The sequence below is a fragment of the Dysgonomonas mossii genome, from assembly GCF_004569505.1.
GTDB lineage: Bacteria > Bacteroidota > Bacteroidia > Bacteroidales > Dysgonomonadaceae > Dysgonomonas.
Genome location: NZ_SPPK01000001.1, coordinates 99612 through 122676, shown reverse-complemented (window position 1 = coordinate 122676; position 23065 = coordinate 99612). Strand labels below are relative to the sequence as shown.

The window sequence follows — 23065 nt, the reverse complement described above, 5'->3', positions numbered from 1 at the left end:
TTATGTATACAGGAGAAGCTTATATTAACGATGCGGACGTGTGGACTACCTACAGTGCGTATTTTATAGAAAATTCGTATAGTAATCTGCTTAAAGATGGGGATATGAAAGAGGACGCTTCTAATGATGCCAGGAGCCAACCGGGGAAGCAAGTGTTCAGTTCAAATCCACAACCTAAAGATAGAGATGTTGAAGTGACATTGCTGTTTAAATGCGCCTCAAGAGATGAATACTTAACAAAATATGAAAATCTACTACTAGTACTAAAAAATGAGATAAGACTTAAAATAGTCCCTCTGAAAAAAGTATACGTATTGAAGCGTGTTAGTTATCTATCTCTCGATCCGTATAATGCAGGATCAGCAGCTAAATTGGTAATTAAATTCAATGAACCAAACCCCGCAAATCGTATAAAGCTATGATAAGTAAATTAGAGAACTACAGATATAACCTTTCGTTAATCGGTATTACGATAGATGAAGTTTTGTTGTTGAACCTGTATCAAAATCTACCTATTGATGTTCAGACAAGGGCAAAGGTCATATTATTGCCTATCGCAGCAAAGGAGGGCGTTGTATATGGTATGGATAATATAACAGGCGATCTGGTTCCCTTCAACTTCTCCCGCTCATCATCCGCTACACTATTTGACAAGGATAAGAATATGGAGCTTGTAGGTAACAACATCCCACGTATAGACTATGGAAACTATACGGAGGGTGTTAAGCTTCTTGTGGAAAAGGAAAGTACAAATCTATTAGTAGATAGTGCTTTGGCAACATCACTGAATGGTGTATACAATACTGGACTAGGTGTAGCAACGTTGAATTGGTTCAATTATATTGTTACTGGAAGGACAGTACCCCACTTAGATGGTACGGATGCTTATATTTACAAACGAGGCCCTGTTACATCCGGACTTTCTTATGCTATATCTGCATTCGTGAAAATGTCTGACGGCACAATTCCCAACTTTAATAGTTCTGAGAGCACAAGAAATGGGGCATTGTTAATTGATGCATTACCGATGTACCCTACAGCTGCCAATCTGCTTATTAAGGATAATATATATAGAGTTTATGGTTCCAAAGCTGCAACCCGGACAATAACAGGAAATAATGGTATTGTGAAGTATCGTGGAAATTACGGAGCTGACATAATCACATCAGGCTATCAATTAGAACAAAGTGATACCGCCACCTCTTATATTCCTACAACTACAACGACTGCCACACGTGCCGCCGATAAGCTGACATACACCTTACCTGCATCATCTGGGATATATCTAAAGACCAATAAGCAAAATACGTTGTTGAATAAGCCCAAAGGCGTATGGAATATTCACGACGATTTGAACAATGAAGGAATAGAGGCCTTAGCTATTTTCTATGAAGATATCATTATCGGATTTGACGAAGAAACAGCTGTAGAGGAATTCATTATTCCGATTAGGGATAAGAACCAGGTTGTGAAAGCACGATATGCCCTAAAAGATACAGACATAGAGAAAAACACCTTAATGGGCGAGCATTATATCGAGATATCTTTTGCGTTAGATATTTTCTTTAAGTTCGTGCGTTCGGATTATATTATCTGGGAGGGTGAAAAGTATATTATCAAGGAGGATTATACACCCGATGAGGTAAATAAATGTAATTATAAATACACCCTTCGTTTCGACCACTGGACGACTTTGTTACAGGACGATACGTTCTATTACATGAATCAAGGCCTTGAAGAGGCGGAGTGGTCTTTGATGAGTAATGCGGCTACTCATTTTCAGCTGATAGCCGATAATGCAAATCGTTATTTCGGCATTAACTCATTTAACGTCGGTACTATCGAATTTACGGAATTGAAATACCTTCGATTCGATAAGGTATCGATCTGGGATGCAGCGACACAGATAGCAGAGGAATACGGGGGAGAATGGTATCTGACAGGAACCACATTACATTTGGTAAAGAAATTCTCATACGGCTCGGAGATCGATTTTGAGAGCGAAGTATCTGTTGAAAAGATGGATCGTTCGGAAGGTGAAAACTCCGAGAAATATACACGCATTCTTGCTTTTGGTTCTACACGTAATATTCCGGCTAATTATAGAGAGACAATACCGGGAGAGGCTGTAGATGCCATCTATCAAAAGCGTTTGCGTATTCCCGCATCAAAGGGCAAGTTTATTGATGCAAAGCCAAACATGTCAGCTGAAGAGATAAAATCGGCTGTTGTTATTTTTGATGAAGTTTATCCGAAAAGGATAGGTACTATCGGAACTGTAGGCACTATTCCATATCAAGATACTGATACGGATACTGGAGTAGTTACCAACTGGAATGCTTATAAGTTTAAAGACACCGGTATTGTTTTTAGTGAAGATTATTTGTTACCGGGTGTAGAGCTGATGTTAGTATTCCAATCCGGGAATCTTAACGGAATGGATTTCGCTGTCAAATTTCACAAGAATGGTTTTTCAGAAAGTGATAATTCTCAATATTTCGAAATTGTCCGCAATGAGGATTACGGTAAAGCCTTACCCAATGATATACTCAAGCCTCAAAACGGAGATACATATATCCTTTACGGCTTCAATATACAGCTCGTTTCCGATCAATATATACCGGAAGGAGAACAGGAGTTATACGACACTGCTGTAGAATGGCAGCAAGATATGTTGAAGGATAAATCAGTCTTCGAGTGTCCGACTATGATACAGCATTTTGCCGATAATGAGATGGATCTGGAGATTGGGCAAAAAGTGAAACTCATACACGATCAATTTGAAGATGGTTTTCGATCATCACGCATACAGGGATACGAAAAACATCTTTTAAACAAATATCAGGCTACTTATACCGTAGGTGATAATGCTACCGCTTCATGGGCTAAAAGTGTCGATAACTCGATAAAAGAGCTACAAATTGCAGGTATTACCTATCAGGAAACAGGTAAGAACGGAGTTTATCTTATCACTCAATTCGATAATACGCCGGCGAGTGACTTTAATGCTTATTCTGCAAAGGCATCTGATGCCCGCTACCTGAATAAACAGACAGGCGGGACCGTACAGGGTGACGTCCTTTTTCAGAAGAAAATAAAAGCGAAAGAAGCTATCTCCGATCAGTTCGGCAATGAGACATTTATGCCTGGCATGTTGGGTAACGGTTTTCGTTTCTGGATCGAGAACGGTTTATCATTTGGGCAAATAGATTACCTGACAGTAACAAGGGAGATGCTTATAAGCATCCTCACTGTAGCTGAGGTTAAGAGCGTCGATGGAGGTATACTTATTTCTTCTGCTAATATGGTAACTAGTAGCGTTGAAGATATAACAACAGGTTATAAATGCTACTTCGATAACGACGAAGGAAATATACCCAATAAGTTTATTGTAGGCGATCAAGCGATGTGTCGCCGATTTAACGGCGCAAACGTAAAATACTACTGGCGTCTGGTTACTGAGGTAGGTACGGACTACATCCTGTTGTCAAAGACAGATAAAGACGGCAGCGGGATACCTGAAGCTAAAGATAATATAGTTCAGTTCGGTAACAGAACAGACACACAGCGTCAGTTTGCAGTTTATTCAGTTGCTTATGGAGATGCAGGTACTTTCTACTATTACGGAGTAAACTCTTATGATTTGACAGGGAAGGCAAAAACATACTTTTCGAAATCCGGAGCCAGAATAGAGGGCGACTCTATCGTATTTTCTTCATCGGGTAAATCAGCAGCTACCGCCATATCAGAAGTTGACACAAAAGCGGGGAATGCACAAACAAGTGCGAATACTGCAAATGCAGGGTTATTGTCAAAGGTTGCCTACTCAGAGTATAATGCGCAAATGCAGATCCTGGATACCCGGATATCATCTAAGGTAAGCCAGACTGATTTTAATAGCTTGGATGGTCGTGTGGCTTCTACCGAAAGCAGCATCACACAACAGGCGGGGCAAATATCAAGTGTTGTTGAAAAAGTGGATAATATTCAGATAGGGGGTCGAAATTTAATTCCAAATACCAATCAAGGTATTACAGGATGGGGACGTACTGTGCAGACGGGAACTGTTACCTATACAGAGGTTCAACAACTAGGAGTAAGAGCTGTAAAAGCAACTACATCAGGGTTTACATCAGGATATCATGTTCTTAATCGCAGCATAAATAGATCTTTATTGCAAAACCAAAAGCAATACACTCTATCTCTTGATGTGTTCTGTGAGTTTTCTGCTACAGCTTCATTCTTAATACTCGCTCCAAATGGAACTAACCAACTTATAAACTTCGGAAGCAAGGCAATAACAGCTAACACATGGATACATATTGAACTGACAGCTACATCTACTACTAATACAGCTACAGATCAGTCATTGTATATAACAGGGTTCAATCAAAATGCCTCAGTCTCTTTCGCTAATATAAAATTAGAGGAAGGAAATAAAGCTACTTCCTGGACAGAAGCTCCCGAAGACACCCAATCGCAAATAGAAAGCAAAAATCGTACATACTATCAAGATGCCCAACCTACAACTCCGAGTGGCGGCTTCTCGGTCGGTGACATCTGGCAGAAGGTGACTTATACAGATACATCAGGCGTTGTGAACATGGATTCATCGAAAAATGTATGTCGATTTGAATATCGCTGGAATGGCACAACGTGGGTACAGATCAATTCTAATATATCAGCCTCATATGTAACTCAGACAAACGATTCTATATCGTCACTTGTGACTAAGACGGGAATCAACAGTTTAGGAACAGGAGAAACATTAAAGTCATTGATAGATCAGACGCCGGATAAAATAACTCTTGCCGTATCAGCCATACAGATAGGAGGAAGAAATTTAAAGCGAAACTCAAAAACATTGACGGGTTTATTTAGGACAATAGGACAGGTGGTTAATGCTACACCTAATGCGGAATGGATGCGATTTTCTATAGTAGATTTTACAGGTGAGATATTGCAAAGTGGAAGTGTTTCTGTACAACCAGGAGTAGAATATACTCAATCCGTATTATTCCGTACAGATGCTACCAGTGTGGATCTAAATTTCTCATGGTGGAATGCAACCAATGGTCACAGGCTTCGACAGGCAATCATAGAAAAGATAGGGACGAATTTATATCGCGCCTATTCGACATTCAAGACGGTTACAAATGATACAACTATTCGTTGTTTAGACATTTATCCAATATCTAAATCAGGAGGTACATATATTGAATTTGCATATCATAAGTTTGAGTTGGGCAACAAACCCACAGATTGGACGGAGGCACCAGAAGACACCCAATCACAAATAGATGGTAAGACTACATTGGCTGAGGTTGCAAGTTCTTTGAGTATTGCAGCCAATAAAATAACGTTATCTTCTAAAACCATAGAACTGAAAGGAGAAACAATTGCAAGTGCTATTAAAGCCGGGCAACTAAATGTGGGTAATGGAAAGTTTAAGGTAGATCCTAACGGCGATTTTACATCAAAGAATGCTAATATTGAGGGTGCGTTGAGGGTATCGGGAAATAATCAGATTACCGTTGCGGATGCAAACGGTAATACACGTGTTACCATCAAACCGACAGACATAACCTCTATTGCAAATATAGGGGGGATTGAAACTTCAGAGCTTGTAAATACAGGCGGTGCGGCCGCTAGTAGATCAATACAAAATGAGACAAATGTATGGTATGGGCGTACATTTACTCTTGCAGCCGGAAAAGTATATGATCTGGTTATTCCTGCAATAAGCATATCGGCAACTATAAATACAATCGGAAGTCCTACAACAGTATATGCCAGAACAGTAATAAGGCTGCGAAATACAACAACGTATGCCTCATACGAGATAGCATCAATAGAAGCTTCGCCTAGAGATTTTGGGGGAACTGTATTTCAATCAGTTAGACTGAATGGTGTAGTTGCGGGTAATTGGCGTATCGAGATTGAGATGATGGCTATAACGGATGCCTACTTTACGGGTACTGCATCTTTTACAATGAATTCAAATGTTGTAATACAGGTAATACCGCTAAGTCAATTTACTGAGATGGGATTAAATGGATTTATGACGGCAATAAGCAGTAATAAGTACCTTCATATCACAACCGATGGTGTGTTTTTAAGGATGGGATCGAATATACTTCGTATAACGGAAGGAAGCGGAATACAGAAATCAAATAATGGTGGAGCTTCTTGGATAAGCATATAAAAAAAAAGCTCCATTTTTAAGGAGCTTTTTTTTATTTTAATCTGTCGGAGCAGGTGCATAGTACCAATAACGCCAACCTATATTCTCGCCCCATCGCTTGCTACCATCTTTAAAATATGGATAGCTTTTTATTTCCATAAGAGCTGATTTATAGGCATCGAAAACACCTCCGTCAGATGCCATGAAAAGATCTTCATTATTGACAATCCAGAAGAATTTAACACGGAAAGACATCTGATCTGTTTCGTCTAATAACGTATAAACCCTTTCAACCTCTTTTATTGCATCGGTATTCGACACTTTAAGCGTATCAGGCGCACCAACAACATATATACAAAATGTAACATTCATACCTTCCTCGATATTAGACACATCGTCAAGGCTTAATTTTATACCGAAAACAGAACGTTGCATGTTTATTGCGGGATCATCGGCATTGTTTCCGTTATACTCTACAACCTCTCCATAATATCTATCGAGATTAGGTATCTTATAGTCTAAAGGCTCTAACTGAGAAGAGTCACTTTCTTTTGTTGACTTCTTATTAGATCCTGCGATGGTAGTTGTACTTTGATTTAGCAGCGTCATAGCCCTTGTATCGTCAAGCGTGAATGTATTTGTCAACTGAACGCCAGCTGTACCGCCAAGTGAGAAAGGCTTGAGATATCCGTTTCCGTCCTTGCCTACCTTTGTTTTACCATCAACTACTACAGATGAGACGATCTTATATTCGGCATCTTTGGGAAGTTCAAGTTTGATTTTACTGAAATCATCGAAAAGGCCATAAGCGTAAGGGCTATATTGTACCAAGCTACCTGCTTTGATTCCTTTATAAATCTGAACACCTATCAGGTTGCTTGTGCCTGTAGGTGCACTATTGGTATTGAACTTGTACGTAATCGTTCTTTCTTTCGACACCGGTACGGGATCATTGCCATCGTTGCACGCAAAAATGAGCGGCAAACACAGCAAAATAAATAATAACTTCTTCATAATCAGATACAGTTTAAGTTTTAACAAATATATAAATTATTCTATTTAGTTGCATGAAAAACTAAATAAAAAAGAAATGTGTGTTTATTTTTTTTACCTCCAAACAATAGAGAGATAAAGGTATAGTAAGAGTGTGTAATATCAGATTTATGAAAAAATACGATTTGTCAGACAAAATAAAGGTTTAATATAAAACAATTAAATTATATCATTATGCTAAAGCTAGTAAGTGCATCAGTAACAAAAGAGTCAACTTTGACCGTAGGAGGTTATGAATATCGTGTGATCTATACGATTGTTAACGGAGTGATAACCTCGATTTCATGCTCGATTCGACAAGAAGTGAGCTCTGTACTAAATGAGGTTGGTAAAATCAGTAAGGAAAACGGACAAGTAAACTTATTCCTTCGGGATACTGAGGACTATATCGCCCATGCCGAACAGTTCAAAGCAATTGTCAGCGAGATAGAAAAAGAACTACAACCAATAGAGGGATAATGCTATGGATAACAACTATACAGATGGGTTCCTTATTGGATTGCTTGAGTTTTTTATTTGGGCTAAATGGCTTCTGGCATTAGCTTTTCTTTTGACAATGGCAGATTTGAAATTTGGCATATCGGCCGCTAAATATCGCAACGAAATAGTTAAGCGATCGAGAGCCGTAAGGCGGACACTCGATAAGATAACAAACTATTGTCTTTGGATTATACTCGCATATACTTTCGGTCAGGCATTCGGGCAACCGTTCGGCATTGATCTATTACCTCTTATTATCCTCCTTGTAATTTACGGAGTTGAGCTTGAAAGTATCTATGTGAACTACTTTGCTGCTAAAGGTAAAAAGGTAAAAGTAAATGTATTTAAATTCTTCTCGAAGAAAAACGATATTATAGAAGTAGAAGAAAAGGAGGACAATAATGGCTGAGGTTAACAAATTAGCTCCTATCATCCTGAAATGGGAAGGAGGATACAATAATCATCCGCTTGACAAAGGAGGCCCCACAAATATGGGCGTCACAGTAGAGACTTGGCGCAAAGTGGGTTATGACAAGGACGGAGACGGAGATATCGATGTGGATGATCTGAAGCTATTGACAAAAGAGGATGTTGTGAACCGTGTATTAAAACCTCATTATTGGAATAGGTGGAAAGCCGATCAGATAAAAAACCAATCGATAGCAAATATCCTTGTCGATTGGGTGTGGGCTTCTGGATCATGGGGGATAAAATATCCTCAAAGAATACTGGGAGTTGCGGATGATGGAGTCGTAGGGCCTAAAACCCTAGCTGCTATTAATAGCTATCCTGATCAATCGGAATTATTCAAAAAACTTTGGCTACGAAGAAAGCAGCATTTTGAAGACATCGTAAAAGCTGATCCTACACAAAAAGGATGGATTAAGGGATGGTTAAACCGGTTGAATGATTTTAAATTTTATATTTAAATATATTATAGAGACTCAATGATGGTTGAATTAAAGAAGGAATAATATCCGCATTTTGTGCATATAAGGGTATACACGGACTTTGGAACAAATTTCTGAACTTCAATATCCAGAGCAGTTGCAGAACCGAAGATTTCTCTCTTTTCAACAAAAGAAAAGCTACTTCTTTTACAGAAAGGGCATACAGCATCTCTAATAAGTTTATAAAACTTTTGTTTTTGTTCCATATTTAATTTCATATTCATACAATTTTAAAGATTAATAAATCAAGTAAATGTAGTGATATAAATTAGTTTAATATCAATATATTATGAAAAAAGCATCAGCCATAGTTTTAGCCATGATAGTTAGTTTAGCAATTGGTTTCTTCAGTGGAAGATCATCTATTGATTCCGAACCGAAGAAAGAATATATAAAGGGTGAAACGCTTACAGGATCAGTAAGTCCAACTCAATTTGAACCAATAAAAGAAGAAAAGCCGGATAAATCTCTATTACCATTTATTCAGTACCGGGATACAGGTAGTGTGAGATATATGCCTATTGATTCAGCAGCTTATGCAAAACTTGTTATTGCTGATTATGAACTAAAGCGAACATATAAGCTTACGGCCTTCGATAATAAGACACAGGGTAAGCTTGATTTATTCCCGGTTATACAATATAACAGGCTATCGGCACTAGATTATAATTTCACTCCGGTAATAGAGCGTCAGACAATTTATAAGACTAAAATATGGCAGCCGTTTATCTCTGCGTCTTACTCTACTCTTAATTATATAGGGATTGGAGGAGGAATATTCTATCACGATATTGGTATTGAATATCAATATCAAAAGAGTTTAGGTAGTCAGAGCAACGGACATTTGTTTGGGGTGAAGTATAAGTTTTAATTTATTAAAGGTTAAACTTATGGAGTCGTTTAGTCGTGAGATTGAATGTTTTTTAATGTTTATTTTAAAATATTGAATATAAACAACTATATTCGCTTTAAATTTTAACTAAATCTAATACAGAAATATGAATGAAGATGCTCAACTTAAATTAGCCTTAATAGAGAGGAATTCAGAAAATGATATGCCCATACAGCAAAGATTAATGGATGGGTATATAAATGCAACAGAATTATGTCAAGCAAGTGGAAAAAATTTCAATGATTACTCTAGACTTAAATCAACCAATGAATTTATAGATGTGCTTTCTTCCGAAACGGGAATTCCCGTTTCGACTCTAATACAATCTGTTAGAGGCGGTGATGTTAGATTTCAGGGGACATGGGTACATCCACAAGTCGCAATTAATCTTGCGCAATGGGCATCGCCTAAATTTGCAGTATTAGTATCAAAATGGGTATTCGAATGGATGAGTGGTAATATCCCAAGCGCAGGGAAATTGCCTTATCATCTTCAACGATATATGATTAATAGGACCCAAATTCCCCCTACCCATTTCTCCGTATTTAATGAACTTGTATATAATCTGATAGCACCTTTAGAGGATTATGGGTATGAGCTTCCTGATTCAATGGTTCCAGATATATCAGAGGGGAGGATGTTCGCCGATTGGGTAAGACGAGCGAAAAAGCTAAATCCTGATAACTTTCCAAGATATAATCATACATACCCTGATGGTCGTAGTTTTCCTGCACGCCTATACCCGAATGAATTATTAGCAGAATTTAGGGAGCATTTTCATAATGTATGGTTAGTGAAAAATGCCCCAATATATTTTGCTCAAAGGGATACTAACGCGCTCCCATATCTAAGGAAAATGATAGATTCATTGCCCGAAGGTAAAAAACAAGAGGCTATTGATAGCTATAATAAAGTTGATAGAAAATTATTAAAATAATGCAATGTTCAAACCGCTTATCTGTTGAGATAGGCGGTTTTTTTAATATTTATCTTTAGAATGAGTTTGCTAAATATATGATAGCCAAATTTATTTTTAGATTAAAAAAATACATATAATTGTCAATATTTTCTATTTTTGTAACCTTAAATAATATTTAAAGTGGCAAAAAATCATAACCAAATATAAAAGATACCCATCTAGATTTAGTCAGACTTATTTTGGGCGGATTAAATCTAGTAAAGAGATGATTATAATATTTCTTTTAAAGAAATGGAGAAGGAAGTTGGAAATACAACTATTGTTGCAACTAGAATTATTGCTCCTTATTTAGATTCTTTGTTAATTAGATAAGATAAACAAAATATTTATGTTTATTTTATTTCCTCGATAGAGCCGCCTTGCTTGTGAAAGTAGGGCGGCTATTCATATTCTCTTAATATTTCATAAAGTTCGTCTTTATGCATCTCTCTAATTTTGTATCCTATATTTTTTAAGGATTTGAGTTTATCGAGAATTTGAGTACCCTTGATTTTATCGCCAATCAATATAATATCAGTATGTTCATGAACAGAGCTTCCGACAGTAGCACCCATACATCTAAGCTTATTAGCCAGTTTTTTTTGAGAGATATTGAATTTTCCTACAATTACTAATGATTGTCGATAAAACGGATTACCTACGTTCAAATCAGGATTCGGGTTTATTCTTAATATTATTTGTTTGACATCTCCGCATCTCCTTTGATTATCATAAAATTCTACATATGCAATATATTTATCTAATTGGTTATAATCTTCAATGAAATCGTATGAATTTAGATACCATCCTATACCATTTTTAGAATATTGGCAGTCTATATATTTATCTACAAGGATACTTCCCCGTTTTTCAACCTGTTCTAACAATTTAGGAACTATGTAATTTTTGTTATGAACATTCGACACTGAGATACATAGACTCTCTGATCTTGTATGATAAATTGCTAATACAATAAATATGATTGCAATAATAAGCATTATCCAGTACATAAGCAGGGTTATTATTCTTTACTCCTTTCAAATATCCATTGATCGAATTTTAATTTATCTGATCCGATTTTAAGTATATTATATTCTTTGGTTCCATTCTTATTGTATTTGAGTATAATCTTATTTGCAGATAATTCATAAGTAAATAAATCAGAAAAAGAAAAATCTTTATTCTCATATATCAAATACGAACCTGTCATATCCGAATTAAATTCAAGGAAACGGCCAGACGTGCCATCTGAATTAACTATTTGCCATTCGCCTATGATATAATCAAGAGAAATGTCGGATTGTTGGTTATCATCATCGCTACTACAACTGAAAAATAAAAGAGATAAAATAAAAAACGATATTAAATTTTTCATAGTCTATATATATTTTGATTTAAACTTTAATTTAACATTTTGTGTTCACAATTAACACGATAATATTTAACATAAGACACGTTAACCTTACTCTATACTGCATATAGGGTTAGGAGGGATATTTTTTGATTTTTAAGTACCCGTTTGACGGTACTGTATTTTGTTCTCATCGAGTATTCCCTTTAGTCGTCCTATTTCTTGGTTGAGGTTGTTTATTTCCCTATCCTTGCCCTCTATTACATCCTTCAACTCAGATATTTGATCTCGTAGAAATGATATAAACTCATTATTCCCTAACGATTCGTGCGAATTGGCGTTATGGGGTGTATCGGATATGTTTTTTAACATATTTCCATCACCTGTAAGAAGCCACTCCTTACTAAACACATTATAAAAAGTTTGCTGCAATTTTATCACAAAACTTTCTGTAAGATAATCCTCATATCCATTAAGAGCCTTTGAAATAGATGTTCTTGAATATCCCATCTTATCCGCCAAATCTTTCTGATCGTTAATTAGCCCGGCCCCTTTTAAGTGATGGTAAGCCTGTTTTAATCTGCCTTTTATATCATTTACTTCCATTTTGATAATTATTAAATAAAGTTAATAACAGAAATAAATGTTCTGAATTATTTCATTACAGAACATTATGTTCTATATTTGCATACGTAATACGGTACGGATAACAAATATAATAAAATAGAGTAATGAAAACATCAACATTCAGGATTAAAGAAGTAACAGAATACAATGAGCTCGTACGCCCGTTAGTCTATGACTTGAAAAACTGTTATGTAGTTCAAAAGCAGGTATTCGGCTTTTTGTGGGTAAGTGTAATATCGTTCAACAACCCAACATCAGCAATAGATTTCGTAAACACGGTACACCAACGTGAGCTAGGATTGCCGGAACTTTTGTCCGCTCAGATATCCGATGTGGGAACATCTAATTACGTAGAAACAAGAGGTCAGGAACTATCCGCTGTAGTTTACCCGAAAGAGCAATGCGCTCAACTAAATGTCTATTTATCTCCAATCAAATAATAAACAAAAGAACTATGGCACAGATACTAGCAAAAAAGGTTCAAAAGATATCATGGACGGACACCATCCGAGGAATGAAGGCGGGACAAACACTCTATTGTACGCTAAAAGAGCGACTATCGGTAGCCTCAAGATTGAGCGACTATAAGAAACGTCACCCGGAGGTAGAGTTTAGCGATTGGAGGGAGATAGAGCCGGACAAATACGCTATAACCTGCAAAAAGAACTGCAACGATGAATAACGATATAATACTCCAGGGAATTAGCAAGGATGCCCTTATAGATGAGGTAACAAGTAAAATAATGTCACGTATCGAGGGCATTGTGAAGAAAGCTTCTACACCTGCATCTCCACTTTTGGATAAAAAAGAAGCGGCCGCCTACCTGAATATAAGTCTTCGCAAATTAGAAGACCTGACAAAGAACGGGAAAATAAAATACTCGAAGATAGATAGTAATGTAAGGTTCAGGCTATCAGAGTTAGAGGCTTATGTAATGAAAAATGAAGTTAAGATAAGGAATCTTTAAATAAAAATCGATCAACAAAAAAAATAGCTATGGACTCAACTACTCAGGAATATAAGGGGATTTACTACGACGGATTGAAATATTCGACTCGTGAAATAAACATGAATTTCAAGATAAAAGTTAGCGGCCAAAATAACGGCGCAAAACTTCATACGCTCGTGGGCGTCGGTGGATATCTCGATATAGTAGGCAATACCGATGTGGCTAATAATCTTCTGGATATGGCATTCAAGAAAGGTAAGGATGTAGTTGTATGTAGGTTGAGGAGAGGTTTAAAGATAACATTTTACGCAAACTAATATGAAAAAGATATTTGAAAAACACATCTGGGACGTGCTACTGCTTATACTCCTTCTGATATCGATAGGTCTTGCAATACATAGTTGTATCGAGTGTAACAACAGAACAAAGGCCCTAAGTCAAAGTAAAGAATACGATATCCCAACCATACGTAAATAACAACATGAATTGTAAATGCGGAAATATACCATTGCGGGGCAAAGATATTTGTTTGTCATGCTTCCTTAAGGAGGATGCGGAAAAGCAAACAAAATCAATATCGCACGAGGAGGATGATATACAAGAGTGCTTTTTCAAGAGTGCCAGGGTGATATTTCCTAAACTGGATAAACTTCTTTTTGCCGTGCCGAATGGCGGGAAAAGAAACTACCCTGAAGCTGTAAGACTGAAAAGGCAGGGAGTAAAACGGGGGCCGGCTGATATACTTTGCTTAGTTCCAAACGATAGATACAGTTTTCTATGCCTGGAAACAAAGACGGATACAGGCACACAATCAGCCGATCAAATAGAATTTCAGAAACAAGTTGAGGCCTCCGGCGGATTATACCTGATATACAGATCAGCCGCCTCTGGGATAGAACTACTAAAAGAGTATTTATCAACTACTAAATATAAATAACCTATGGACTACAGGATGTCCCGCCGAACAAATAACGCCATATACTTCTACTTAGGAAGCTACGGAAATGTACAGATGGATAAAGATACAGGATCGGAACGCCATCAAATGAGATACGATATCGGAAACTACATCCCACGCGAAAAAATATATGAAGCACAAAAAGCATTCTTTGAGGAAAAGTTTCCCACACTATCGAAAAAAGAAATTGAAGACAAAATACGCAAAGCTGAAGAGCTAGCAAAAAACAAAAAATAAACTATGGAACCAAATCAAGTAAAAGCTAAAAGCTATACATTATATACTAAAAATGGGTGCTGGTTAGGGCAAATAGTCCTTACATCTGATGGTGCTTTTATGGCAATAACAGATTATGGAAACTTTTCTTTTGCCTGGAGATCATATGGTAGCGGAGATTTCAGAGAATTTATATGTAGGCTTAATACAGACTATTTTGCCGGAAAGATGGCTAACGGAATGGGATATGTAGCTTATGGAAAAAAGATAGATAAGGCAGCCGAAGTATTCGCTGAAAAAATACTCCCTCCATTACAGGATATACTCAATAAAGAGATAGAATTAGAAAAAAATAACCCCTAAAATTAATCATTATGCACAATTGGTTTGAATGTAAAGTCTCCCATGAAAAAATGATGGAGAATGGATTACAAAAGAAAGTAACAGAGCCGTATTTGGTAGATGCTCTTTCTTTTACTGAGGCTGAGGCCCGTATTACAGAAGAAATAAAGCCATATATATCTGGAGAGTTCACGATACAGACAATAAAGAGGGCTAAACTTTCAGAATTATTTTTCAATGATAATGGAGATAAATTTTTCAAAGCGAAAGTATTGTTTGTTCATCTCGATGAAAAATCAGGAACTGAAAAGAAAACCCCTGTTTATATGCTAGCTCAAGCTTCAGATATTGATGAGGCGCAAGCCGTAATAAAGACAGGTATGGCAGGAACATTGGCGGACTACGAGATAGCTGAGGTAAAAGAAACCAGGATCATGGACGTATTTCCTCACTCTGAGGAAGAAAAGAAAAAGATAATCATATAATAACATCGCCCTACTTTCGGGTAGGGCACAAATAAAATAACTATGGGATATATAGGATTAGATAAAATTATAGATATAGATAATATATCAGATCTTGAAGAGCTATCCGAATTGAATATAGAATTAGATGAAATATTCGGTGAAATATCAGATAGCGAATTAATGAAAGAAATGGATTCTCGTGGATTACTTCCAAACGATGATAATGATGACGATGTGGATTTAGACGAAGTTGAAACATCTGATATAGTTGAACATTTATCTGGGCTTGGATACGAGGTGATAGAATCAGGTAAATTACCCGACCATCTATCCGAACTCCCCCCCTATAAACTAAAAGACCTGTTTTGTGATATGGTAGGCGTAAATCATCCCACGCCGAAAGACGAGTTAATGAAACTCATTGCAGCTAAAATATAAATATTTCAATAAAATAACTATGGAGGAAAAAGCAATATTCAAAGTCTCAAAAAATGAGCTTCAACACCAATTGCAAAAAGTTAGTAAATCGGTATTGGATAAATCTACACTTCCAATCTACACATATATACTTTTTGAGCTACTGGAAAACAAAAAATTAAACCTGACAGGATCTACAACGGAAATACAGATAGAGACAAGTATGGAGGTAATAGAATCTAATAATGTGCTTACATTCTGCGTGGATAAATCGATAATAAACATACTGAAAACTCTACCGGAGCAACCTGTTACGATTGAAGTGACAAAAACTCCAAATCATAACGAGGGAACAGCTAGTGTAACTATTGTTTTTAGCCACTCGTCAGGAAGTGCAATTATACCGGGAATGGATGCAACGTTTTTCGAAAAAATGAAAGAAACGTCCGGGCAATCTTTCATAATACCTGTAGAAAAATTAAGAAGAGGCTTAAATATGACACGAAAATTTGCGGGGACAGATGCGATGAAACCGACACAGTCAGCTGTATTCTTTGATCTAAAAGAAGATTGTATAACTTTTGTGGCTACTAATGGAGCCTATATGTCTCGATTCAAGGACGAATCTGTTAAGTGTCCGGGATGCGAGGGATTTATATTCAAGTTGGATGCAGTAAACATAAGCTCCTCTACACTGGAAGGACTGTCAGATATTGATGTGAAAGTAACGTCGAATAAAACAAACGTGAATATGTCGGCAGGTAGCCTAAAAATAACGTCAAGGCTGGCTGAAGGTCGTTACCCTAACTACAACAGTATATTTCCATCTGATAATAATATTGAAATAATGATAGATAGCAAAGCTCTTGCTTCTATCATAAATAGGTTGTTGATAGTTGCAAACCCCCTCGTTGCTCTTATAAAATTAGAAACAGGAATGATAGACTGCTCATTGTCTACATCGGATGAGTTTAGTAATAAATCTGCAAAAGAGATTGTAGAGGTTAGCAGCAATATGGAAATAACAATAGGGTTTAGCGGCTCTCAAATGATAGATATATTGTCTGTTATATATGGAAATGCAATACTGGCATTTTCAGCACCTGAAAGGCCTATTCTTGTAAAGCCGGAAATAAATGATGAGGATTGCGATTTAACTTTATTATCAATGCCCTTAATACTAAGATAAGGATATGACAAGAGAAGAGGAATATATAAATTTTCTTTCCTTAAAAATGGCAGTCAGTAGCCAAACAGGATTTGATGTAGAAAAAAGCGAATTAACACCTACATTATATCCACATGTGAAAGATACTGTACAATGGGCCATAAAGGGAGGATGCCGGGCTATATTTTCATCATTCGGGTTACAGAAAACAGTAACCCAATTGGAAATAGCAAGGCTTATAATAGCACACAAGGGGGGTAAGGCTCTTATTGTATGTCCTAAACGTGTCGTTATAGAGTTTAAAGCTCAGGCTAAAGAACATCTTAATATGGATGTAACCTATGTGAGATACATGACTGATGTAATAGACTGCAAAACGGACATAATGATAGCTAATTATGAACGTGTCCGGGATGGAGATATAATGCCGGATTATTTCATAATGACATCACTTGATGAGGCTTCGGTATTACGAGATTACGGTACAAAAACATATCAAGAGTTTCTACCTAAATTTTCGACAGTACCTTATAGATTTGTAGCTACTGCAACACCATCTCCGAATAGGTATAAAGAGCTAATACATTATGCAGGGTATCTAGGAATTATGGATACGGGGCAAGCTTTAACTAGATTCTTTAAACGTGACAGCACAAAAGCGAACAATCTGACACTATACGATCACAAAGAAGAGGAGTTCTGGTTATGGATGTCAACATGGGCGTTGTTTTTGACAAAACCTTCTGATCTCGGATATTCTGACGAGGGTTACGAATTGCCGGATTTGATAGCCTATGAAGAAGTTGTTAATGTAGATAACTCTACAGCAGGTGTAAATAAGGACGGACAGGTTAAAATGTTACGTGAAGCCTCAACAAAGGATTTCCGGGGAAAAGCAAAGGAAAGAAGAGATAACCTAGATGCTAAAGTAGATCGTATAGTAGAGATACTGGCCCGGCCTGAAAACAAAGATGATCATTTCTTGATATGGCACGACTTGGAAGCTGAACGACACGCCATCTGTAAAGCCATCCCTGAATGTAAAGCCGTATATGGCACACAAAAGGATGAGGAGGCCGACATCATTATTGACGACTTTAAGAATGGTCGTTTGAAATATCTAGCTGCAAAACCCTCGATGCTGGGAGAGGGTTTAAACTTCCAATATTATTGTCATAAAGCAATAATGATAATTGACGATAAATTCCACGATAAATTCCAAGCTATACATCGTATTTGGCGTTTCATGCAGAAATACAATGTACATCTATATCTGGTATATGCTGAATCTGAAAGCAAGATTTATCAGGATTTCATCCTGAAATGGGAACAACACAATAAACTCGTGGATAATATGGCCGAAATAGTACGCAAATACGGACTTTACGGACTGGATGCACAAGAAAAAATGATGCGATGGATGTTTGCCAGTCGTGAAGAATATAAGGGCACGGAATTTATATCTGTTAACAATGATTGTGTATTAGAGGCTTTTAAAAAGAAGGATAATTCTTCAGGGTTAGTAATTACATCTATCCCATTCTCTAATCATTACGAATACACACCAACTTATAACGATTTCGGGCATAATATCAATAATGATAAATTTTTTCAGCAGATGGATTTCTTAACACCGGAGATGTATAGGATCTTGCAACCGGGACGACTAGCCTGTATCCACGTTAAAGATCGTGTGCTATTCGGAAACGCTACAGGTACAGGGATGCCAACAATAGATCCTTTTCATGCCATGTGTATTTTTCATTATATAAAGCACGGATTTGAATTTATGGGAATGATAACAGTAGTTACCGATGTAGTAAGGGAAAATAACCAAACTTACAGACTTGGATATACAGAGATGTGTAAAGATGGCTCGAAAATGGGCGTCGGTTGTCCTGAATATGTATTATTGTTCCGCAAACCGCAAACCAATAAAAGCAAGGCATACGCAGATATACCGGTAGTTAAAGACCCGGAATCATATTCTTTGGCAAGATGGCAAGTAGATGCGCATGCGTTCTGGAAATCATCTGGAAATACATTGTTGACAGCCGAGCATATTTCCAATATGAAAATAGATCAGGTTAGGTTACTATTCAAGGATTTTGATAGAAACAATGTATACAATTATGAGCGACATGTAGAGATTGCCGAAATGATGGATAGAATAAATATTCTACCACGTACATTTATGGCTATAGACCCGACAACAGATCATCCGATGGTGTGGGATGATGTAGCGAGAATGAAGACACTTAATACTCGTCAGACACAGCATAACAAGCAAAATCATATATGTCCCTTGCAGATAGATATAGTCGATAGGCTGATAGATAGATATAGTAACGAAGGAGATGAGATATACGAGCCATTTGGAGGTATCGGTACAGTTGGTTATTGCGCTCTGAAAAAGAAGAGAAAAGCCTTCGTGACTGAACTTAATTATGACTATTGGATAGATGGGTTAGGCTATATGCGTGAAGCGGAAATGAAAGCATCCGCACCGACATTGTTTGACTTAATGGAAATAGAGACGATATGAGAATAATTATAAATTATGGAAAACAATATAACCGTTTCAGCAAAAGAGTGGCGGGAGGCTCAATCTATCTGGATGAGGATAGAAGAAAAGCTCTCTAAGCTACTAGAGGAGAAAGAAAACGAAATATTAACGCCTAGCGAGGCGTGTAAAATTCTAAGGATAAGCAGAAGTACATATCAGAGGTATGTACAGAATGGTATAATTGAACAACATCCATTTAATGAACAGAAACAGGGAAAAGTATTTGTATTGAGGTCTAGTCTCAATAAGCTTATCGAAGAGGGGAGGTTGTAGATGATTGATTTAATCACACTGGTAAAACCATTATCAGATAATGAAATTAGCTCAATCGTCGCAAAAAACCATCTCCAAACAAACTCTAAAGATGGAGTAGTCTTTTACGACAACCTGGCAACTAAAAATTTCTCTCAAGATAAAGGAGTATTCATACGGATAGAGACAAATAAAAAGCTAAAGATGGAGTGTAGTCTGCATAAGTTTTTCAATGAGATATCAGGCCGGGAAAGAAACAATTATAACATGTTCTCGATGGCTGAGGCTAAACAATCTATCAATCATCTATTACTCGAAAAAGATGTAAGTATAGACAATCTGAGGATATATGGTTACGAAATAGGTTTGAATATCGACGTATCTAGGGATTGTAACTATTTTTTAAGTAAGATGAAAAGTATAGGCCCGTCGGGAGATGAAAAGCAGCTGTATGTGAATGCCAGATACAAAGATGAGCGCATGAAGACAACACTATTCCACAAGGACGCCCGAAAATACTTCAAAGTATACGATAAGGTTTTTGAGTCTATGGATCGGAAACGAAAGATCATTCCTGATGCAAATATATTGAGGATAGAAACTGTATACAGAAGGCAGGAGAATTGTATGGTAAATAATTTCTTTAAGCCGGATAATCTTAAAAAGTTAGTTGAGTCATTTTTCCGTGATTGGAGGACAATCCAATTTGAACAAGATATTATCACGCCGAAAGGTACAGGGAGAGCCAGGCAGCATCTATGTATGCAGATTATAGAGCTCGGTAAAGATGCAGTACTGGCACAGGCAAAAGAGAGGCATAAAAACGGATCTCTGAAAGACTGGGAGTATAGAAATATAAGAGAATTTATCTGCAATGAATGGGATATAATCAAGAAAGAAATCCGGTTCATTCAGAGCGATGAGGAAAAGGAATACAGGCACTTGTTAGGAGTGTATCATACTATCCTAAGAAATGAGGAAATACGCAATTGACATTAAAATCGTAAATAATTATATATGAAACAGATACAAAAATCAGTGAATACAGATGGCTATAAATGGATAAACAAAATGTTTTTCATGGCAACTATTATAACATCCATAACAGGTTGGTAGCTTGTCGTATATTTCCCGAAAGGGAAAGCCGTAAGGCTTCCAAGAGGGAAATCAAAAAGACCGAATAATGAAAAAGATTGTACTCTCGATTTATTGTAACGAAATATCAGACACATCGAAAATTCATATAAGAGATATTATAAGATTGCTGTGTAAGATTACAGGTGTACACATGATCGAGATTGCAGAAATAGACATAGATAAAGAAGAAACTAAAAACGATAAATAAAATGAGTAAGATAAGAGAAATAATAGAAATAAATCCTCCTATATCTCTGTACTGGCCAGCATCAAGAAAAGAGGTTGTTAAAACAAAGGTGTATGAATGTACATCATGCAAAGGTACAGGAGGGATGTATCGTGATGGCCCGCCAAAAGAAGAGGGTTTTGAAGCTTGTGTTATGTGCAAGGGTACAGGATTGATACAAGCTGTAGCAAGTATAGAATGGCAATCTACAGGAGAAGTAAAAGAACAATTTAAAAGAGACAATAATGGAAAGAACGATAACAGATAGGTCAAAAACCCCGCAGCAATATAAAGACAAATGGATTTTACGTGTTGAATCGAAACAATACGGCGTGATAAGAACTCATATCCTACTATTCAACACTGAAGCTGAGGCTAACAATACAAAGATAGGCGATGTATACTCAACTGACAATATACTTAGAGAGGCGCATGAGCGAAAACCAAAGGCTCTGTCGGTACAACAGCCATTCGCCCTACTGGAAGTATTGGGGATAAAAGACGTTGAAAATAGATCATGGGAAACTAGTTATAGAGGTAGGATATATATTCATGCTTGTGGAACGAAGAAAAAGTCAATATATAGTTTGACGGAGAGTCAACAAGAGATAGTTTCGGATATTCCTCTAATTGGCACACTACTGAAAGATACTCAGATGATGTATTCGGCCATAATCGGACACGTCGATCTTGTCGCCATAACTGAAAATAGCTCTTCTATTTGGGCGATACCCGGACATTATCACTGGATACTTGCAAATCCTGTAATGTTTGAGACTCCGATTGTAAACGTTAAAGGGAATTTGAATCTCTGGAACTGTAACGAGCACCTGAAAGGTAAAAGTATACACCCATTAACAAAATAATAGACGATATGGGATCATGTGCTATAAAAATAAAGATTGAAAGCAATACACTTGTAGACATCAAGGGCAAAGAGTTATCCAACGGAGATATCATAGAGGTTGTGGATGAACGAGGTAGGCCTTGCCGCCATATAGTGTTATATAATAATGCGATAAATGGATATATACAGTACTTGTTTATGGCTCAGGATATTGTTGTTAAGCCATTCGATTGTGGCTTGTTGACTCAAAAATATATAAATGACGAGGGTAAATATATCATAGGAAACATAATTGACAACCCAGATTTGCTCACGAATAAATACTAGACATAGAAAAAGTTTCAGAATCAACGAAATAAAGCAATAAGAGCCACAATAAGAGCGATTATAGATATAATAAATGCTGTATTGTCTCTCCGAAATTGAATATCAGATCTTCTCTTAGTCTCCTGGTAGTCCATTATATTTCGAAATTCAATAGAGTTGCTCAATAAGTCGTTATCGCCGTGGGTATCTCTATCAAAATCATCTAAATCGTAAGGGTCGTTGGGATCATTGACACGCTCTATAGGAGTTTTATTTCTAAATCGATTCATCGTATTAAATTTTAGTAAACAAATATATATAAAATAATTAAATCACATTAAATAGAGAAGAAATGAAACAAGGAATAGAATTAAATAATAAGGATTATAAAGTAATAGCAAGGCATATAATGCAAGCTATTCAATTAGATAATGGATATGGACATGTGGAAGGTATATCATATCCGGATAAATGGGTATCTAAATTATCTAAATCGTTACAAATTTTCTTTGAAGCAAATCCAGATAAATTTACAGATGAAGATGTCGAAAATATATCTTTAGGAGGATATGACGAAAATCTGGAAATATACGGTGATCTAATTGGATGGTCTGAACTGGATAAAGTACTTAATGATTATTTTGATGAAGGCATGGGTGTCGGCATAGTTGAAGAAAAACCCAGAATAATGCATACCTACCATAGGGTTAAAAAATAA

The 23065-nt window shown here is 36.7% G+C and carries 31 protein-coding genes; 26 read left to right on the top strand and 5 right to left on the bottom strand.

The annotated features are described in order from the left end of the window. Positions 1 to 2: 2 nt before the first annotated feature. Together E4T88_RS00600 and E4T88_RS00595 are read left to right on the top strand one after the other, a co-directional pair. A complete protein-coding gene (locus tag E4T88_RS00600) occupies positions 3 to 422 on the top strand; it encodes a hypothetical protein (protein WP_135103563.1) in 420 nt (139 codons plus the stop codon). Further along, entirely contained in the window at positions 419 to 6205 is a 5787-nt protein-coding gene (locus E4T88_RS00595) for a phage head spike fiber domain-containing protein (RefSeq protein ID WP_135103562.1), read from the top strand. The genes E4T88_RS00600 and E4T88_RS00595 overlap by 4 nt, the downstream gene beginning before the upstream one ends. Before the next feature lie 36 nt (positions 6206 to 6241). Here E4T88_RS00595 and E4T88_RS00590 read toward each other — a convergent pair whose 3' ends face one another. Continuing rightward, positions 6242 to 7198 carry a hypothetical protein gene (locus E4T88_RS00590; RefSeq protein WP_135103560.1) on the bottom strand — a complete coding sequence of 319 codons (957 nt, stop codon included), beginning with the start codon at positions 7196 to 7198 and terminating at the stop codon, positions 6242 to 6244. 213 nt (positions 7199 to 7411) lie between these two features. On the opposite strand from E4T88_RS00590, the gene E4T88_RS00585 reads away from it, so the two are divergent. From E4T88_RS00585 to E4T88_RS00565, 5 genes are all read left to right on the top strand, one after another. Further along, the gene (locus E4T88_RS00585; protein WP_135103558.1) at positions 7412 to 7696 is read left to right on the top strand and encodes a hypothetical protein; all 285 of its coding nucleotides are present in this window, start codon (positions 7412 to 7414) and stop codon (positions 7694 to 7696) included. A 4-nt stretch (positions 7697 to 7700) separates the two neighbouring features. Beyond that, positions 7701 to 8126 (top strand): phage holin family protein, encoded by a 426-nt coding sequence (locus tag E4T88_RS00580; protein ID WP_135103556.1) that lies wholly within the window; start codon positions 7701 to 7703, stop codon positions 8124 to 8126. After that, positions 8119 to 8646 (top strand): glycoside hydrolase family 108 protein, encoded by a 528-nt coding sequence (locus tag E4T88_RS00575; RefSeq protein WP_135103554.1) that lies wholly within the window; start codon positions 8119 to 8121, stop codon positions 8644 to 8646. The genes E4T88_RS00580 and E4T88_RS00575 overlap by 8 nt, the downstream gene beginning before the upstream one ends. 310 nt (positions 8647 to 8956) lie before the next feature. Then, positions 8957 to 9538 carry a hypothetical protein gene (locus E4T88_RS00570; protein ID WP_135103552.1) on the top strand — a complete coding sequence of 194 codons (582 nt, stop codon included), beginning with the start codon at positions 8957 to 8959 and terminating at the stop codon, positions 9536 to 9538. A 127-nt stretch (positions 9539 to 9665) separates the two neighbouring features. Further along, complete coding sequence (locus E4T88_RS00565) at positions 9666 to 10496, top strand: KilA-N domain-containing protein (protein ID WP_135103550.1); 831 nt, start codon at positions 9666 to 9668, stop codon at positions 10494 to 10496. A 422-nt stretch (positions 10497 to 10918) separates the two neighbouring features. Here E4T88_RS00565 and E4T88_RS00560 read toward each other — a convergent pair whose 3' ends face one another. From E4T88_RS00560 to E4T88_RS00550, 3 genes are all read right to left on the bottom strand, one after another. Further along, positions 10919 to 11527 carry a BRCT domain-containing protein gene (locus E4T88_RS00560; protein ID WP_135103548.1) on the bottom strand — a complete coding sequence of 203 codons (609 nt, stop codon included), beginning with the start codon at positions 11525 to 11527 and terminating at the stop codon, positions 10919 to 10921. Between the two features lie 11 nt (positions 11528 to 11538). Then, positions 11539 to 11892: a lipocalin-like domain-containing protein gene (locus tag E4T88_RS00555; RefSeq protein WP_135103546.1), complete on the bottom strand. Its 354-nt coding sequence runs from the start codon at positions 11890 to 11892 to the stop codon at positions 11539 to 11541. A gap of 132 nt (positions 11893 to 12024) precedes the next feature. Further along, positions 12025 to 12474, bottom strand: a complete 450-nt coding sequence (locus tag E4T88_RS00550) for a hypothetical protein (protein WP_135103545.1) — start codon at positions 12472 to 12474, stop codon at positions 12025 to 12027. A gap of 125 nt (positions 12475 to 12599) precedes the next feature. Between E4T88_RS00550 and E4T88_RS00545 the strand changes: the two genes are divergently transcribed. From E4T88_RS00545 to E4T88_RS00470, 18 genes are all read left to right on the top strand, one after another. Then, the gene (locus tag E4T88_RS00545; protein ID WP_135103543.1) at positions 12600 to 12935 is read left to right on the top strand and encodes a hypothetical protein; all 336 of its coding nucleotides are present in this window, start codon (positions 12600 to 12602) and stop codon (positions 12933 to 12935) included. 14 nt (positions 12936 to 12949) lie between these two features. Beyond that, on the top strand, positions 12950 to 13177 hold the full coding sequence (locus E4T88_RS00540; RefSeq protein WP_135103541.1) for a hypothetical protein: 228 nt from the start codon (positions 12950 to 12952) through the stop codon (positions 13175 to 13177). Continuing rightward, positions 13170 to 13463, top strand: a complete 294-nt coding sequence (locus E4T88_RS00535) for a helix-turn-helix domain-containing protein (RefSeq protein ID WP_135103540.1) — start codon at positions 13170 to 13172, stop codon at positions 13461 to 13463. The genes E4T88_RS00540 and E4T88_RS00535 overlap by 8 nt, the downstream gene beginning before the upstream one ends. A 29-nt stretch (positions 13464 to 13492) precedes the next feature. Continuing rightward, the gene (locus E4T88_RS00530; protein ID WP_135103538.1) at positions 13493 to 13762 is read left to right on the top strand and encodes a ribosomal large subunit pseudouridine synthase B; all 270 of its coding nucleotides are present in this window, start codon (positions 13493 to 13495) and stop codon (positions 13760 to 13762) included. A 1-nt stretch (position 13763) separates the two neighbouring features. Continuing rightward, the gene (locus E4T88_RS17930; RefSeq protein ID WP_167755415.1) at positions 13764 to 13922 is read left to right on the top strand and encodes a hypothetical protein; all 159 of its coding nucleotides are present in this window, start codon (positions 13764 to 13766) and stop codon (positions 13920 to 13922) included. 4 nt (positions 13923 to 13926) lie between these two features. Beyond that, entirely contained in the window at positions 13927 to 14382 is a 456-nt protein-coding gene (locus E4T88_RS00525) for a VRR-NUC domain-containing protein (RefSeq protein WP_228093643.1), read from the top strand. 3 nt (positions 14383 to 14385) lie between these two features. Continuing rightward, positions 14386 to 14640 (top strand): hypothetical protein, encoded by a 255-nt coding sequence (locus E4T88_RS00520; RefSeq protein ID WP_135103536.1) that lies wholly within the window; start codon positions 14386 to 14388, stop codon positions 14638 to 14640. Positions 14641 to 14643: 3 nt separating this feature from the next. Beyond that, positions 14644 to 14982: a phiTE_072 family protein gene (locus tag E4T88_RS18100; protein WP_185146717.1), complete on the top strand. Its 339-nt coding sequence runs from the start codon at positions 14644 to 14646 to the stop codon at positions 14980 to 14982. Positions 14983 to 14993: 11 nt separating this feature from the next. Beyond that, positions 14994 to 15446 carry a DUF4494 domain-containing protein gene (locus tag E4T88_RS00510; protein ID WP_135103534.1) on the top strand — a complete coding sequence of 151 codons (453 nt, stop codon included), beginning with the start codon at positions 14994 to 14996 and terminating at the stop codon, positions 15444 to 15446. Between the two features lie 42 nt (positions 15447 to 15488). Continuing rightward, a complete protein-coding gene (locus tag E4T88_RS00505; protein ID WP_135103532.1) occupies positions 15489 to 15866 on the top strand; it encodes a hypothetical protein in 378 nt (125 codons plus the stop codon). A gap of 19 nt (positions 15867 to 15885) precedes the next feature. Next, complete coding sequence (locus tag E4T88_RS00500) at positions 15886 to 17034, top strand: DNA polymerase III subunit beta (RefSeq protein WP_135103531.1); 1149 nt, start codon at positions 15886 to 15888, stop codon at positions 17032 to 17034. 4 nt (positions 17035 to 17038) lie between these two features. Next, positions 17039 to 19558 (top strand): DNA methyltransferase, encoded by a 2520-nt coding sequence (locus E4T88_RS00495; RefSeq protein ID WP_228093641.1) that lies wholly within the window; start codon positions 17039 to 17041, stop codon positions 19556 to 19558. Positions 19559 to 19573: 15 nt separating this feature from the next. Continuing rightward, positions 19574 to 19852 (top strand): helix-turn-helix domain-containing protein, encoded by a 279-nt coding sequence (locus E4T88_RS00490; RefSeq protein ID WP_135103529.1) that lies wholly within the window; start codon positions 19574 to 19576, stop codon positions 19850 to 19852. Further along, positions 19853 to 20824, top strand: a complete 972-nt coding sequence (locus tag E4T88_RS00485; RefSeq protein WP_135103527.1) for a hypothetical protein — start codon at positions 19853 to 19855, stop codon at positions 20822 to 20824. Positions 20825 to 21014: 190 nt separating this feature from the next. Then, entirely contained in the window at positions 21015 to 21176 is a 162-nt protein-coding gene (locus E4T88_RS17925) for a hypothetical protein (protein WP_167755414.1), read from the top strand. Position 21177: 1 nt separating this feature from the next. Then, positions 21178 to 21462, top strand: coding sequence for a hypothetical protein (locus E4T88_RS00480; protein ID WP_135103526.1), 285 nt, complete (start codon positions 21178 to 21180; stop codon positions 21460 to 21462). Continuing rightward, positions 21440 to 22060 carry an ASCH domain-containing protein gene (locus tag E4T88_RS00475; RefSeq protein WP_135103524.1) on the top strand — a complete coding sequence of 207 codons (621 nt, stop codon included), beginning with the start codon at positions 21440 to 21442 and terminating at the stop codon, positions 22058 to 22060. Before E4T88_RS00480 ends, E4T88_RS00475 begins: the two co-directional genes overlap by 23 nt. 8 nt (positions 22061 to 22068) lie before the next feature. Then, complete coding sequence (locus tag E4T88_RS00470; RefSeq protein ID WP_135103522.1) at positions 22069 to 22368, top strand: hypothetical protein; 300 nt, start codon at positions 22069 to 22071, stop codon at positions 22366 to 22368. A 20-nt stretch (positions 22369 to 22388) separates the two neighbouring features. Here E4T88_RS00470 and E4T88_RS00465 read toward each other — a convergent pair whose 3' ends face one another. Next, on the bottom strand, positions 22389 to 22637 hold the full coding sequence (locus E4T88_RS00465; RefSeq protein WP_135103521.1) for a hypothetical protein: 249 nt from the start codon (positions 22635 to 22637) through the stop codon (positions 22389 to 22391). A 62-nt stretch (positions 22638 to 22699) separates the two neighbouring features. On the opposite strand from E4T88_RS00465, the gene E4T88_RS00460 reads away from it, so the two are divergent. Beyond that, on the top strand, positions 22700 to 23065 hold the full coding sequence (locus E4T88_RS00460) for a hypothetical protein (protein WP_135103519.1): 366 nt from the start codon (positions 22700 to 22702) through the stop codon (positions 23063 to 23065).

Bases quoted from the DNA above. Each gene is read 5' to 3' on its own strand.
- E4T88_RS00540 (WP_135103541.1), top strand. From the start codon at position 12,950: ATGGCACAGATACTAGCAAAAAAGGTTCAAAAGATATCATGGACGGAC.
- E4T88_RS00580 (WP_135103556.1), top strand. From the start codon at position 7,701: ATGGATAACAACTATACAGATGGGTTCCTTATTGGATTGCTTGAGTTT.
- E4T88_RS17930 (WP_167755415.1), top strand. From the start codon at position 13,764: ATGAAAAAGATATTTGAAAAACACATCTGGGACGTGCTACTGCTTATA.
- E4T88_RS00570 (WP_135103552.1), top strand. From the start codon at position 8,957: ATGAAAAAAGCATCAGCCATAGTTTTAGCCATGATAGTTAGTTTAGCA.
- E4T88_RS18100 (WP_185146717.1), top strand. From the start codon at position 14,644: ATGGAACCAAATCAAGTAAAAGCTAAAAGCTATACATTATATACTAAA.
- E4T88_RS00560 (WP_135103548.1), bottom strand. From the start codon at position 11,527: ATGTACTGGATAATGCTTATTATTGCAATCATATTTATTGTATTAGCA.
- E4T88_RS00585 (WP_135103558.1), top strand. From the start codon at position 7,412: ATGCTAAAGCTAGTAAGTGCATCAGTAACAAAAGAGTCAACTTTGACC.
- E4T88_RS00600 (WP_135103563.1), top strand. From the start codon at position 3: ATGTATACAGGAGAAGCTTATATTAACGATGCGGACGTGTGGACTACC.
- E4T88_RS00555 (WP_135103546.1), bottom strand. From the start codon at position 11,892: ATGAAAAATTTAATATCGTTTTTTATTTTATCTCTTTTATTTTTCAGT.
- E4T88_RS00460 (WP_135103519.1), top strand. From the start codon at position 22,700: ATGAAACAAGGAATAGAATTAAATAATAAGGATTATAAAGTAATAGCA.
- E4T88_RS00545 (WP_135103543.1), top strand. From the start codon at position 12,600: ATGAAAACATCAACATTCAGGATTAAAGAAGTAACAGAATACAATGAG.
- E4T88_RS00590 (WP_135103560.1), bottom strand. From the start codon at position 7,198: ATGAAGAAGTTATTATTTATTTTGCTGTGTTTGCCGCTCATTTTTGCG.
- E4T88_RS00475 (WP_135103524.1), top strand. From the start codon at position 21,440: ATGGAAAGAACGATAACAGATAGGTCAAAAACCCCGCAGCAATATAAA.
- E4T88_RS00495 (WP_228093641.1), top strand. From the start codon at position 17,039: ATGACAAGAGAAGAGGAATATATAAATTTTCTTTCCTTAAAAATGGCA.
- E4T88_RS00470 (WP_135103522.1), top strand. From the start codon at position 22,069: ATGGGATCATGTGCTATAAAAATAAAGATTGAAAGCAATACACTTGTA.
- E4T88_RS00490 (WP_135103529.1), top strand. From the start codon at position 19,574: ATGGAAAACAATATAACCGTTTCAGCAAAAGAGTGGCGGGAGGCTCAA.
- E4T88_RS17925 (WP_167755414.1), top strand. From the start codon at position 21,015: ATGAAAAAGATTGTACTCTCGATTTATTGTAACGAAATATCAGACACA.
- E4T88_RS00535 (WP_135103540.1), top strand. From the start codon at position 13,170: ATGAATAACGATATAATACTCCAGGGAATTAGCAAGGATGCCCTTATA.
- E4T88_RS00520 (WP_135103536.1), top strand. From the start codon at position 14,386: ATGGACTACAGGATGTCCCGCCGAACAAATAACGCCATATACTTCTAC.
- E4T88_RS00530 (WP_135103538.1), top strand. From the start codon at position 13,493: ATGGACTCAACTACTCAGGAATATAAGGGGATTTACTACGACGGATTG.
- E4T88_RS00565 (WP_135103550.1), top strand. From the start codon at position 9,666: ATGAATGAAGATGCTCAACTTAAATTAGCCTTAATAGAGAGGAATTCA.
- E4T88_RS00465 (WP_135103521.1), bottom strand. From the start codon at position 22,637: ATGAATCGATTTAGAAATAAAACTCCTATAGAGCGTGTCAATGATCCC.
- E4T88_RS00550 (WP_135103545.1), bottom strand. From the start codon at position 12,474: ATGGAAGTAAATGATATAAAAGGCAGATTAAAACAGGCTTACCATCAC.
- E4T88_RS00485 (WP_135103527.1), top strand. From the start codon at position 19,853: ATGATTGATTTAATCACACTGGTAAAACCATTATCAGATAATGAAATT.
- E4T88_RS00595 (WP_135103562.1), top strand. From the start codon at position 419: ATGATAAGTAAATTAGAGAACTACAGATATAACCTTTCGTTAATCGGT.
- E4T88_RS00575 (WP_135103554.1), top strand. From the start codon at position 8,119: ATGGCTGAGGTTAACAAATTAGCTCCTATCATCCTGAAATGGGAAGGA.
- E4T88_RS00480 (WP_135103526.1), top strand. From the start codon at position 21,178: ATGAGTAAGATAAGAGAAATAATAGAAATAAATCCTCCTATATCTCTG.
- E4T88_RS00510 (WP_135103534.1), top strand. From the start codon at position 14,994: ATGCACAATTGGTTTGAATGTAAAGTCTCCCATGAAAAAATGATGGAG.
- E4T88_RS00525 (WP_228093643.1), top strand. From the start codon at position 13,927: ATGAATTGTAAATGCGGAAATATACCATTGCGGGGCAAAGATATTTGT.
- E4T88_RS00500 (WP_135103531.1), top strand. From the start codon at position 15,886: ATGGAGGAAAAAGCAATATTCAAAGTCTCAAAAAATGAGCTTCAACAC.
- E4T88_RS00505 (WP_135103532.1), top strand. From the start codon at position 15,489: ATGGGATATATAGGATTAGATAAAATTATAGATATAGATAATATATCA.